13 protein-coding genes are annotated in these 11900 nt (G+C 37.4%); 5 read left to right on the forward strand and 8 right to left on the reverse strand.

All coding sequences use genetic code 11. The annotated features are described in order from the left end of the window. Positions 1 to 220 precede the first annotated feature (220 nt). Entirely contained in the window at positions 221 to 832 is a 612-nt protein-coding gene (gene ybjG / locus CUB63_RS04100; RefSeq protein WP_072062832.1) for an undecaprenyl-diphosphate phosphatase, read from the reverse strand. Positions 833 to 1068: 236 nt separating this feature from the next. Between ybjG and CUB63_RS04105 the strand changes: the two genes are divergently transcribed. Beyond that, positions 1069 to 1494 carry a secondary thiamine-phosphate synthase enzyme YjbQ gene (locus tag CUB63_RS04105; RefSeq protein WP_109847512.1) on the forward strand — a complete coding sequence of 142 codons (426 nt, stop codon included), beginning with the start codon at positions 1069 to 1071 and terminating at the stop codon, positions 1492 to 1494. Between the two features lie 253 nt (positions 1495 to 1747). Here the strand turns inward: CUB63_RS04105 and CUB63_RS04110 are convergent, their stop codons facing one another. Continuing rightward, complete coding sequence (locus tag CUB63_RS04110) at positions 1748 to 2011, reverse strand: GrxA family glutaredoxin (protein WP_036912158.1); 264 nt, start codon at positions 2009 to 2011, stop codon at positions 1748 to 1750. Between the two features lie 171 nt (positions 2012 to 2182). Here CUB63_RS04110 and CUB63_RS04115 point away from each other — a divergent pair, with 171 nt between their 5' ends. The 3 genes from CUB63_RS04115 (at position 2183) to rlmC (ending at position 4325) form a co-directional block, all read left to right on the forward strand. After that, positions 2183 to 2485: a YbjC family protein gene (locus CUB63_RS04115; protein ID WP_072062830.1), complete on the forward strand. Its 303-nt coding sequence runs from the start codon at positions 2183 to 2185 to the stop codon at positions 2483 to 2485. A 166-nt stretch (positions 2486 to 2651) separates the two neighbouring features. After that, positions 2652 to 3161, forward strand: a complete 510-nt coding sequence (locus CUB63_RS04120) for a type III secretion system chaperone family protein (RefSeq protein ID WP_109847513.1) — start codon at positions 2652 to 2654, stop codon at positions 3159 to 3161. Between the two features lie 30 nt (positions 3162 to 3191). After that, positions 3192 to 4325 carry a 23S rRNA (uracil(747)-C(5))-methyltransferase RlmC gene (rlmC, locus tag CUB63_RS04125; protein WP_109847514.1) on the forward strand — a complete coding sequence of 378 codons (1134 nt, stop codon included), beginning with the start codon at positions 3192 to 3194 and terminating at the stop codon, positions 4323 to 4325. A 142-nt stretch (positions 4326 to 4467) separates the two neighbouring features. Here rlmC and artM read toward each other — a convergent pair whose 3' ends face one another. The 6 genes from artM to CUB63_RS04155 all read right to left on the reverse strand — a co-directional run bounded on the left by artM (position 4468) and on the right by CUB63_RS04155 (position 9860). Continuing rightward, a complete protein-coding gene (gene artM, locus CUB63_RS04130; protein ID WP_006537478.1) occupies positions 4468 to 5136 on the reverse strand; it encodes an arginine ABC transporter permease ArtM in 669 nt (222 codons plus the stop codon). Beyond that, positions 5136 to 5840, reverse strand: a complete 705-nt coding sequence (gene artQ, locus CUB63_RS04135) for an arginine ABC transporter permease ArtQ (protein WP_006537477.1) — start codon at positions 5838 to 5840, stop codon at positions 5136 to 5138. The genes artM and artQ overlap by 1 nt, the downstream gene beginning before the upstream one ends. Before the next feature lie 17 nt (positions 5841 to 5857). Then, positions 5858 to 6592 (reverse strand): arginine ABC transporter substrate-binding protein, encoded by a 735-nt coding sequence (artJ, locus tag CUB63_RS04140; protein ID WP_006537476.1) that lies wholly within the window; start codon positions 6590 to 6592, stop codon positions 5858 to 5860. Positions 6593 to 6606: 14 nt separating this feature from the next. Beyond that, on the reverse strand, positions 6607 to 7335 hold the full coding sequence (gene artP, locus CUB63_RS04145; RefSeq protein ID WP_006537475.1) for an arginine ABC transporter ATP-binding protein ArtP: 729 nt from the start codon (positions 7333 to 7335) through the stop codon (positions 6607 to 6609). Between the two features lie 112 nt (positions 7336 to 7447). Next, complete coding sequence (locus CUB63_RS04150; RefSeq protein ID WP_109847515.1) at positions 7448 to 8905, reverse strand: DUF2867 domain-containing protein; 1458 nt, start codon at positions 8903 to 8905, stop codon at positions 7448 to 7450. A 52-nt stretch (positions 8906 to 8957) separates the two neighbouring features. Next, complete coding sequence (locus CUB63_RS04155; protein WP_072062825.1) at positions 8958 to 9860, reverse strand: LysO family transporter; 903 nt, start codon at positions 9858 to 9860, stop codon at positions 8958 to 8960. Between the two features lie 338 nt (positions 9861 to 10198). Here CUB63_RS04155 and CUB63_RS04160 point away from each other — a divergent pair, with 338 nt between their 5' ends. Further along, entirely contained in the window at positions 10199 to 11875 is a 1677-nt protein-coding gene (locus tag CUB63_RS04160; protein ID WP_109847516.1) for an ATP-dependent nuclease, read from the forward strand. Positions 11876 to 11900: the final 25 nt, after the last annotated feature.

Consider the following 11900-nt stretch of genomic DNA (forward strand, 5'->3'; position numbering starts at 1 on the left):
GTTTATAAAAAAAACAATAAATTCGTTAATAAATGAGTTGGGTAGGTTGTTATATAACGAATATAAAAGTTTAAATTTGATTAAAATAACAACACATTTAATTTTGGACGATTAATATAATAGTAGAGAATATTTTTATTTATATATTAATATATTGAAGGGGGCTTAAGTTAAATATAAAAAAGACCACATAAATGTGGCCTTTTCGAAATTAGAAAGGTTAGGCCTTTGTCCAACCTTTACGAATAGGATAAGCAAAACAGAGTTGATAGAGCTGTTGTACCCATTTTTGGAGTATTTTACCGCCTTTAGACCAGAAGATCTGACAAAGGCCACAAGAAAGTAGAGCAACAATAAAAGCACCAATCATATCGATTGGCCAATGCACACCAAGGTAGATACGTGCCCAAGCAATCGCTAGTCCTAAACCTAGCATGATATAACCAATACGTTTACTGTTATGCCAAAACAGGTAAGCTAAAGCAATGGTGAAAACAAACGTACCATGGTTACTTGGGAATGATGGTGTTGCATCGTGATCAAGAAAGTTGTAGCCAATGTTGGCGGCAAAAGGACGGTCATGAGGAGCAATCGCACCAATCATCCAAGAGATAGAAAGTGCGATACCCAAAGAGACAGCAGCTTTACATACTAATGCTCTTTGCTGGTTAAGATGTTTTTCATTACCCCATAACCAATAGAACACTAAGGATAATGGAAAAAGATAGACAAGGTACTTAGCAATAACTATCGCCGTACCGATTTCTAAAGGAGATGCCGCAGGTGTTGCATTCATTATTGAAAATACGGCTAAATTAAATTGTTCCAGCAAAGTAGGCTCCATACATGTCGTGCTGATAAGTGATGTTTATGATACATAATACGCAAGTTTTTAAGGGTAAATGAGGGAGTAATAAGGGTAAAGTGTTTTTTTCTTATTTAATTGTGCTTTTTTAAAAGAATTGTCAGTTTTAGATTTAACTGAACTAAAGCACTCTTAAAAAGAGTATTTCACTTATGGTATTGCTCTCACATTGTTCTTTTTTCTTATTATCAACGAGGTATAAAATGTGGCTCCAAAAAAACATCATACTCAAGGCAAGGCCGAGAGGGTTCCACTTAATTACACAGGCATTGATTCAAGAATTACCCGAACTAAGACAATATAAAATTGGAATAGCTCATTTTTTTATTCAACATACATCGGCTTCATTAACGATTAATGAAAATGCCGACCCGACAGTACGAAGTGACTTTGAAAGCTTCTTTAATCAAAGTGTGAAAGAGAATGAAGATTACTATCTTCACACTTATGAAGGTAGTGATGATATGCCAGCTCATATAAAAAGTAGCTTACTTGGGCAAAGTGTCACGATCCCTATTAGTCAAGGTGAGTTGAATTTAGGAACTTGGCAGGGGGTTTATCTTGGTGAACATCGTAATCACGGAGGGGATCGTCGCATTATTGTGACATTGCAAGGTGAGCGTCACTAAATATCAAGCAATAAAAAACCCGACAGTTATTTCACCAAAAGGGTTGAAACTATCGGGCTCCTCAATATTTGGGGACATCAAAGAAAAGCAGTGGCACTAATTCAGACTACGAGTTAGAAAGAAAGTTCGCTGGCTAATGAAAAAAAATAGAATTTTTTTTTAGAAAGAGTGGGAAGATAATGAAAAAATGGGTGATACAAAAAAAGAAAGCGCTAAAACATATTGATAAATAATCTGTTTTAGCGCTTTTGAATTAATTATAGATGCCTAAATTTTCTTTAGCATAAGCTTCAAAATCTGTGCAACCACCAATGTGTTTCTCATCAATAAAAATTTGTGGCACAGTTTCAACTGGTTTACCGACAGTTTTAGATAAATCAGCTTTTGTAATTCCTTCTGCTTGAATATCAACATAACGGAAATCGAAATCGTCACGTTTTTCAGATAAAGTTTCAGCCAGTTGTTTTGCACGAACACAATATGGGCAACCAGGGCGACCAAAAATGACAACAAACATACGACACTCCTTATTGAGGAAATAAAATTCAGGCATAATAGTTTCTCTTGGTTGTTACTATGCCTTTTTATTAGGCTAAACAAAAACAGTTATTGCCTTTTAGTGTGATAAATTATACCAATTTGCTGAATAATGAGATAGGACTGCAACACTGCATTTAGCGGAGAAATGATGGAAAAGCCTTCAAATCGAGATATGAAATCACTGTCAGATATGCCAAAACCCATTATTATCATTGAAATAATAGGGATCATTTTATTGGTGGTTGCTTATCTTTATATCAATCAATATATGACCTCTCCGCAGTGGCTAGGAACATATACAGGACAATTAACGCTAGTTGTTTTAGGGGTTATCTGCATGATCCCGCCAGCTATTCATATAGTATGGCGTGCTATTTATCGATTAACTTTTTTAGGGATTGACCATCAATCCACAAAGAGTAAACAGAAAAAAGAGAATAACAATAAGTAGCTATCTGTTTTTCCTCAAAATGTATTTGAAACTAAGAAAATACAATGTGTAAATTGGCTTAATTTTCTTAGTTTTTTTATTTATTAGTGCCTTCAAGATAGAAAAAGTGGCAAAATAGCACCAATGCCAAAAGGCACTCTTTTTTTTGCGCGTAAAGGTTATTTGAATGAACGCTGTTGTGACTACCGATCTGGATCAGCTAAAGTTTTGGCTTGATGAATTACAGATCGCTTATTATGAATGTGACTCTTGTCAGGCGTTACATTTACCGCATCTTCAATATATCAGTGGTATTTTTGATGCCAAAATTGATATTCTTGAAGATGTGCTTGTATTTACCGCTATCGCTGAGCTAAAACCGTCAGCAATAGTGCCATTAATGGCAAATTTAAGCCAAATTAATGCAAGTTCTTTATTTATTAAAACATTTCTAGAAATTAGTGACGAGAACTTACCAAAATTAGTTTTTTGCCAATCATTTCCGGTTGCTGCAGGTATCTCACTTAATCAATTTGACCTGTTCTTACAAAAAGCAGAAGAGCAATCTGCTGAAGTTATCAGCGAAATTTTTAATAACGGTTTCTTGTATGGCGAAAAGCAAGAAAGTGAAAATGAAGATGAAGAAGATGTTGAGATAACTAGCGCATCAACTGACTCCTCCTATACTGTACATTAATATTAATCTCCATAACGGTCACAAAATCTTATGCAATGCGCACGATTTAGTGCGGGTGATTGTCATTCTTGTGAATGGCTTTCTCTTGCTTATTCTGAACAAATCAAGAAAAAACAGCACAGTTTATTATCATTGCTACCTGAAGATTATGCTTTTGATAAATTAACGCCTGTTGAAAGCCAGCAAGCACAGTTTCGTAATAAAGCAAAAATGGTAGTCAGTGGCAGTGTTGAAAAACCAGTATTAGGTCTAAAAACACGAGAGGGAGTGGCTGTCGATTTATGCGAATGTCCTCTTTATCCTGACTCTTTTGCACCGATCTTTTCGATTTTAAAAACATTTATAGCGAGAGCAGGATTAGTACCTTACGATATTGAGCGTCGTCGTGGCGAACTTAAGTTTATCTTATTAACCGAAAGCAGAAGCAATGGCACGATGATGTTACGCTTTGTTTTGCGCTCAGAAAAAAAACTAGAACAGCTTCGCAAAGCACTTCCTTGGTTACAAGCACAATTGCCTCAATTAGCTGTTATCTCTGTGAATATTCAACCTATTCATATGGCTATTCTTGAAGGTGAAAAAGAAACTATTCTGACTGAAAAAACGTTTTTGGATGAATCTTTTAATCAAATTCCATTACATATTCGCCCTAGAGGTTTTTTTCAAACTAATCCAGAGGTTGCTTCATCACTTTATGCTACGGCAGGTCGTTGGGTGAGAGAATTAAATATCACACATTTGTGGGATATGTTTTGTGGAACAGGGGGGTTTGGGTTGCATTGTGCAGATAAATCAACTCAATTAACAGGGATTGAAATTAGTCCAGAAGCGATTGAATGTGCACGTTTATCGGCTCAAGAATTAGGATTAGAGCATGTTGAGTTTCAAGCATTAGATTCAACAGGATATGCATTAACTAAAGAGTCAGTACCTGAATTAGTGCTTGTTAATCCGCCAAGACGAGGGATCGGAGAGGCACTGTGTGGCTATTTAAATACAATGAAACCTCGCTTTATTTTGTACTCTAGCTGCAATGCTCAAACCATGGCTAAAGATATTCAGCAACTTACACACTATCAGATAGATAGAGTGCAATTGTTTGATATGTTTCCTCATACTTCTCACTATGAAGTCCTTACATTATTGGTATTAAAAGATAGCTAAGATAGTTATTAAAAAATAACAGATCAGCGTTAATACATTATTTATTCAGACATAAAAAAACACCCCAAAGTTGGTGTCCAACTTTTGGGGTTAGTTCAAACTGCTGGGGTGTTTTTATATTGACAAGTCGGCTTACGCGCTTTTAATTACGATGCTCAAACTCTAAGGCTTTCTTCTCAATCAATCTCATTAAGAGTGTCAGTATTCCGTTGATACACAGATAAATAATGCCTGCTGCAACAAAAACCATCACATCATAACTTTGACCAAAAACTTGTCGGCTATAACCAGTTAATTCAAGTAGGGTGATAGTACTGGCAAGTGAGGTACTTTTGAATATTAAGACCACTTCGTTTGAATAGGATGAAAGCGCACGCTTAAATGCGTAAGGTAATATCACTCTTGCTGTTTGTACGGGTGACATTCCTAACGCTTGACAGGATTGCCACTGTCCTGATGGAATTGCTCTTACCGCACCATAGAAAAGTAAAGTTGAATAAGCCGCACTGTTTAATGCTAATGTGACCATGGCACAAAACCAAGGTGTTGATAATAACTCCCACATTGTTGGGAAGTTTTTCAACACAGGAAATTGCCCAGGGCCATAATAGATTAAGAAGAACTGTACTAATAAAGGCGTACCAGTAAATAAGGTAATATAGGCTTTTACTATTTGGCTAATAACCGGTGTTTTTAATGCCAAAACAAAAGTCATTAAAACCGAGAGAGTAAATGCAACCAATAGAGCCACAAATGTTAAAGAAAGGCTAGTTGGTAATCCCGGTAAAATATCAACAATATAATCCCACATTATGAGGCACTCCGTTCAAATCGGGTCGTTCTCATTTCTAACCATTTCAGGATATATTGACTGACCAACGTAATTGCCAAATAAATTAATGCAACAATGCTATACCAAGTAAAAGGCTCTTGAGTTCGGTTAGCGATACTTTGTGTTTGTAACATTAAATCATTAACGCTGATTAATGAGACTAAAGCCGTATCTTTTAATAGAACTAACCACTGATTACCTAAACCCGGTAAAGCGTGACGCCACATTTGAGGCATGATAAAGCGGAAGAAAATAGTAATACGGCCCATGCCTAAGGCTTGGCCAGCTTCCCATTGTCCTGTAGGTACTGCTTTTAATGCACCACGTAAAGTTTGGGAGGCATAAGACGCATAAAGAAGTGAAAGGGCGATAACACCGCAATAGAAAGGCAATGATTCAGTATCACCAAAATCAATTTGTAAGGTGAAAGCACCAAGATCAATTCCATCCATTAACATCATGACACCTTGCAAGGTGCCATAATAGACAAAAAGAACCACCAGCATTTCTGGTAGTCCTCTAATTAGTGTTACCCAACATGTTCCTAAGAAAGCAAAGGCTTTCCATCTCGCGGATTCCCAAGCTGTAAACAGCATGGCTAGAACTAACCCGATGATAAGAGCAGAAATAGCAAGTGTGACCGTTGTGACGGCCGCACCTGCTAGAGTTGTTATTTCATTCATTTATTAAGCTATTATTGTTATTCAAACCATTTTTTATAAATGACATCATAGGTGCCATCAGCTTTTACTTCAGCTAATGCTTTGTTTAATTTATCTTGTAAATCAGCATTACCTTTTCTTACTGCGATCGCAAGGCCTGTACCAAAGTAGTTAGGATCTGCAACTTTGTCGCCTACAATACCTAATTCAGGATTCTTTTTCAGCCATTCATTAACAACAGCTGTGTCACCAAAGATAGCCTCGATACGACCATTTTTAAGATCTAATACTGCATTTTGATAACTGTCATAAGGAACAGTTTTCATCTCTTTGTGTTGTTCATTGATGAATTTCTGATGGGTTGTCCCATTCTGGACACCAATTTGTTTGCCTTTTAAGTTCGCAACATCAGAAATTTTACCTTTTACTGTGATAAATACGGCAGAGTTATCATAGTAAGAATCAGTGAAATCAACTTGTTTTTGACGCTCTGGCGTAATATCAATACCCGCCATTAACGCTTCAAAACGACGGAATTTCAGGCTCGGAATTAAACTATCAAATGACTGATTGGTAAAGGTACAGTCAGCATTAATTTTTGCACACATCGCATTGGCTAAATCAACATCAAATCCCACAATTTGATTATTCGCATCAATCATTTCAAATGGAGGATACGTTGCTTCAGTTGCAAAACGAATTGTCTCTTTCTCAGCCGCAGTTGCAGAAAGTGTAATACTGGTCAGAAGTGCTGCAAATAATATTTTTTTCATTGTCTGATCCTGATTTAGTGTGACAAGTAATTAGCAAAAGCTTCCGTTTGTGGAGCAGTGAAACGATAGTTATCACCTTGCTCTATAATACGGCCGTTTTCCATATATACAACTTTGCTCGCGGCTTTGCGTGCAATTTCAACTTCGTGGGTCACAATAACTTGTGTAATACCCGTTTCAGAAAGCTCTTTAATGATATCAACAACTTGAGCTGTAATTTCAGGATCTAATGCTGCCGTTGGTTCATCAAATAAGAGAACTTGAGGCTCCATCATTAATGCTCTTGCAATAGCAACACGTTGTTGTTGTCCTCCAGATAAATGTAGAGGAAAACGCCCTGCATAATCACTTAAACGCAAACGCTCAAGTAATTTCATTGCTTTTTCTTTGGCTTGTGGTTTTGATAAACCTAATACACGACAAGGTGCTTCAATTAAATTATCAAGAACCGTTAAATGTGGCCATAAATTGTATTGTTGAAATACCATACCCACATTTTGGCGTAATAAGCGAATTGCCTTTGCATTAGGCTGTTGGCTAAAGTCAAAATGCAGACCAGCAATCTCTAATTCGCCTGAACGTGGCATTTCTAATAAATTGAGAACTCTCATTAGTGAGCTCTTACCCGCACCACTTGGTCCTAATAGAACCATTGTTTCACCGGCAGAGCATTCTAGATTAATGTCATAGAGCGCTTGGTGCGAACCGTAGAAACAATTTATGTTTTTTAATTGAATACTCATGCGTTTTTTTTGAATAGTCATCAACTGTTTCAAATAATAAAACGGTAAGAATAATTATGCAACTAAAACTGCATAATAAAGTGGTTTCTTTATATAAAAATGGGTAGTTTAGCTATTTTTTCTCACCGTTAGATGAATTTTTATCCAGTTTATAAGCGTTAATACTTATTGTTTTAGCCATACCTTTGAAAATAAATAAGTGCGCGGGCATCATCGCGAACCAATAAAGTAATCCACTAAATCCTGCTGGGTGCCACCAAGCACGAACATCTATTGAACGAAGATTACCACTGTCGTGGATTGTGAAAGAAAGTCTACCTAAACCGGGCGCTTTCATTCCAAATAATAGTGTGAGCTGTTTTTCAGGCTCAAGTTTGATCACTCGCCAACCATCAATCATATCGCCAAGCACTAATGTTTCTCTAGAAGGGCGTCCGTAAGTAACTTTATTTCCAGCGATATCATCCATAATGGCGCGTATTTTCCATAACGCATTACCATAAAAATAGCCTTGTTTTCCGCCGATTTGTTGCACTGTATGCCAAAGCGATGCTGCGCTTGCTGGTGTGGATACTGTATAACCTGCATTTTTAGGGTAATAGCCATAGCCAGGTTTCCAACGACTACGAACAGCAGGAGAGTAACCCCAATCTTTGTTATCTAAAGCTGCTGCTTCATCAGCGAGTGTTTCTTTTACTGCATCATCAAATTTAATTAGGGTTTGAGGAATAAGTTTACGTAATGGTTCATCATTGGCTGGGAGATCGTATTTAAGCCCTTGGATCAGCTCTTTGGCAATAGAGGTTGGCACAGAAGTGATCATACTGATAAAGCCGGCAGAAATAAGACTGCCGGGCATCGGTAGCGGGATTAATACGCGTTTTTTACCTGAGATTTTAATAAAACGCTCAAAAAGGGTTTGATAGCTAATATATTCAGGACCACCGGCATCAAAAATACGGTGTTGATGAGTGGGATGATGAATAATTTCAGTTAAATAGTGAATTAAATTTTTGAGCGCAATAGGGGAAGATTTAGAACGAACCCAACGTGGTGGTGTAAGAATAGGGAGGTTGTAAACCATATCACGCATAATCTCAAAGGCAGCAGAGCCTGGTCCGACAATCATTGAGGTGCGAATTTCGGTCACGGGAATAGTGCTGGTTCTTAACACTTCTCCTGTTAGTTTTCGGGCAATAAGATGAGGTGAATATTGTTGGTCTTTATGTTGTAACGCACTTAAGAAGATAATTTGTTTAACATTACTGCCTTCTAATGCTTCCACAACATTGATTGCCGCTTTACGCTCTTGCTCAATTAAATTATGTGCATCGCTCATGCTATGAACAAGGTAATAAACAATATCAGTATCATGCATGACTTTGGTTAAGGTTTCAGGATCATATAAATCGACAAAGATACAGCGTGTATTTTCCCAACCTTGAGACATCATCCAGTCTACTCGACGGGCACCTGCAGTGACCTGATGACCTTGCTCTATCAAAGCTGGAATAAGATTTTGACCAATATGCCCACTTGCACCAAGTACTAATACACGCTGTTGATTCATGGTTAATCCATTGTAAAAAGAGAACGTTATCGTTCTATTGTTACTGATTTTTCTATGAAGTAAAGAACGCCATTAAGATTGGTGTGATTAAACTTAAAACAAATCCATGCACAATAGCCGCAGGAACGATGGCAACACCGCCGCTTCTTTGTAAAACAGGTAAAGTAAAGTCCATGGAAGTTGAACCACAAATCCCTAATGCCGTGTTTCTATATCGATTAACAATGATAGGAATAAGCATAATTGCCGCTAATTCACGCATTAAATCATTGAAAAATGCAGTACTACCAATAACAGGACCAAATGCATCGGTAAGTACAATCCCAGATAAAGAGTACCAACCATATCCAGATGCAATGGCTAATCCCATTTTCATCGGCAACCCTAGTAAATAAGCAGCTAAAGCACCACCTGCAAGCGCACTCACCCCCATGACAACAGCAACGGTTGTTCCTCGGCGATTAATTAAAATTTGTTTTGGGCTCATTCCGCTATTACGTAATTGTAATCCGACTAACCACAGCAAGAAGATAAGCGCACCTTGGCTAGCATGAGATGCATAATGAAAGATTGACCAGCCCGTTAAGCCAACAAAAAAACCGACAACAACGACACCGCATAATTGTAGTGATTCAAGTACCATTTTTATGCGTGATGGGGGCTTAGATTGCTTATGTGCAGGGACATGCCAAGGATCTTTTTTATCCAATAGCCATAAAAATAGTAAATTTGCACCAAAGGTACATAAAAAGAAAACGCTGGCATAAGCAAGAATAGAGACTAAATTTTCACCAATATTATCTAACATGGCTAAACTGACGCCCATTAGAAATAGGATAACGTAAACCATCGCACTAAGTAGGCGATTTGCCAGATGAAGTAATGGGCGATTGTTTAACTTAATCAAATACCCTACAAAAAGTGGCAGTAGGATAATCAATAACCCTGATAACATTTCTATTCCTTACTGAGTGCACTCAAATTATAAAATAAATTAATAACGCTGTCTGTATTATAACATTTACTTATGTTGTTGTGGATACAGAAGCTGAGATAAATCTAAAATTTTTATTGAAGCCATGAGCCTAACATGTTTACCGATAAGTGGCTTTAATTGTTTGAAAAGCGAACGATTTGGGTATATATCGAATAGTTGAGTAAATTTTATTACGACACTCTTTAACTGTGATTTAATGAAAATATTTATTAAGTGAAATTATTGGCAGATTAAGCATAAAATTAAGATAGAAAGAATAAAAAAACATAGCTTAGTCGTAACTAACGAGGGCATTTATGTATTTAGAAAGAGTGGAAATTGTTGGATTCCGTGGACTTAATCGTCTTTCATTACCTCTTGATATGAATACAGTCTTAGTGGGTGAAAATGCGTGGGGTAAAAGCTCATTACTTGATGCGTTAACACTCAGCTTGGGTATTGAAACCTATCAATATGCATTTACACCCGAGGATTTCCATCGTTTGCCGAATGAGTTGGAAGAAAATAGTAAAAAAAGTCTACAAATTATTCTGACATTTACTGAATCACGCCCTGGACGACATCGTTCTTATCGTTTCCATAAAATAGCGCCTGTATGGGTTACAAATGGTGATGAACTAAAACATATCTATTACCGTATCAGCGCTGAATTAGATGAACAAAAGAATGTAAAAACATTCCGCTATTTTCTGGATAAAGAAGGAAAGCAAATTCGCTTACCTAATGGACAAACTCAAGAAATCATTGCAGAGATAGTTAGGCTTTATCCTGTTCTTCGCTTACAAGATGCGCGTTTTGTTCGTGATCTTGCCTCTGACGTTATCGATCCTCATAATAATCCTCACCGAGAAGCGTTTAATAATAAAATGAGTGAGTTAACCAAAGCGTTAGTCAAAAATCCTGATGAGTTGTCAGATGATGATTTACGTGAAGGCCTTGATGCAATGCAACAACTGTTAGGGCACTATTTTGCAGATCACGGTTCGTTGTTGTTTAAATCTCGCCCTCGCCATCGCAAGGTTAACGAACCTCATGTACGTGGTTGGCACGCTTTAGAAAATATTAATAAAGTACTGGCAAAACCCAATCAAAGAAGTATTCGATTAATTATCTTGGGGATGTTCTCTTCTATATTACAATCTCGTGGTAGTGCTGCGTTAGATCCTTATGCAAGGCCTATTGTAATTGTTGAAAATCCAGAAACGCGTTTACATCCTATTATGCTTTCGGTGGCTTGGGGATTACTCAATCTTTTCTCATTACAACGGATCACAACCACAAATTCAGGTGAATTATTGTCACTTGCACCATTAGAGAGCGTGTGTCGTTTAGTGCGTGATACCGATAAAGTTGCTGCTTATCGTGTTGGGGAGCAGCAACTACATTCTGATGAAGAGCGACGTATCTCCTTTCATATTCGTTATAACCGACCCTCTGCGTTATTTGCGCGTTGTTGGTTATTGGTTGAAGGCGAAACAGAGATTTGGTTAATGAACGAATTAGCAAGGCAATGTAATTATTTCTTTGAAGCAGAAGGAATAAAAGTCATTGAATTTGCTCAATGTGGACTTAAGCCATTATTAAAGTACGCAACCTATATGGGTATAGAATGGCATACCTTAGTGGATGGTGATGAAGCGGGTAAGAAATATGCCGCTACCGTTAAGGATTTTGCGTTAAAAAGCAATGACGCAGAGCGTGATAGATTAACGAAGCTCCCGGCATTAGATATGGAACACTTTTTATACAAAGAAGGCTTTCGTAATGTATATCATGATGTAGCCGGTGTGCCAGATAATGAAAAATGGCCGACTCGTCGAGTGATTATTAAAGCTATTCAACGTTCATCAAAGCCAGATCTTGCACTAACGGTGGCTAACAATGCAGCTCAACGCGGAATAGATTCCATCCCTTCCATACTAAAAAGTATGTTTTCTCGTGTTGCATGGCTTGCAAGAGGTAAGGCGAATTAGTTCGGATTCATTACACTTGTGTCAG

The organism is Proteus penneri (assembly GCF_003144535.1).
Classification (GTDB): domain Bacteria; phylum Pseudomonadota; class Gammaproteobacteria; order Enterobacterales; family Enterobacteriaceae; genus Proteus; species Proteus penneri.

What these genes read in the sequence shown, in the direction of transcription:
- rlmC (WP_109847514.1), top strand. Translation starts at nt 3,192, where the DNA reads ATGCAATGCGCACGATTTAGTGCGGGTGATTGTCATTCTTGTGAATGG.
- CUB63_RS04155 (WP_072062825.1), bottom strand. Translation starts at nt 9,860, where the DNA reads ATGTTATCAGGGTTATTGATTATCCTACTGCCACTTTTTGTAGGGTAT.
- artM (WP_006537478.1), bottom strand. Translation starts at nt 5,136, where the DNA reads ATGTGGGATTATATTGTTGATATTTTACCGGGATTACCAACTAGCCTT.
- CUB63_RS04105 (WP_109847512.1), top strand. Translation starts at nt 1,069, where the DNA reads ATGTGGCTCCAAAAAAACATCATACTCAAGGCAAGGCCGAGAGGGTTC.
- artQ (WP_006537477.1), bottom strand. Translation starts at nt 5,840, where the DNA reads ATGAATGAAATAACAACTCTAGCAGGTGCGGCCGTCACAACGGTCACA.
- artP (WP_006537475.1), bottom strand. Translation starts at nt 7,335, where the DNA reads ATGAGTATTCAATTAAAAAACATAAATTGTTTCTACGGTTCGCACCAA.
- CUB63_RS04110 (WP_036912158.1), bottom strand. Translation starts at nt 2,011, where the DNA reads ATGTTTGTTGTCATTTTTGGTCGCCCTGGTTGCCCATATTGTGTTCGT.
- CUB63_RS04120 (WP_109847513.1), top strand. Translation starts at nt 2,652, where the DNA reads ATGAACGCTGTTGTGACTACCGATCTGGATCAGCTAAAGTTTTGGCTT.
- artJ (WP_006537476.1), bottom strand. Translation starts at nt 6,592, where the DNA reads ATGAAAAAAATATTATTTGCAGCACTTCTGACCAGTATTACACTTTCT.
- CUB63_RS04160 (WP_109847516.1), top strand. Translation starts at nt 10,199, where the DNA reads ATGTATTTAGAAAGAGTGGAAATTGTTGGATTCCGTGGACTTAATCGT.
- CUB63_RS04115 (WP_072062830.1), top strand. Translation starts at nt 2,183, where the DNA reads ATGGAAAAGCCTTCAAATCGAGATATGAAATCACTGTCAGATATGCCA.
- CUB63_RS04150 (WP_109847515.1), bottom strand. Translation starts at nt 8,905, where the DNA reads ATGAATCAACAGCGTGTATTAGTACTTGGTGCAAGTGGGCATATTGGT.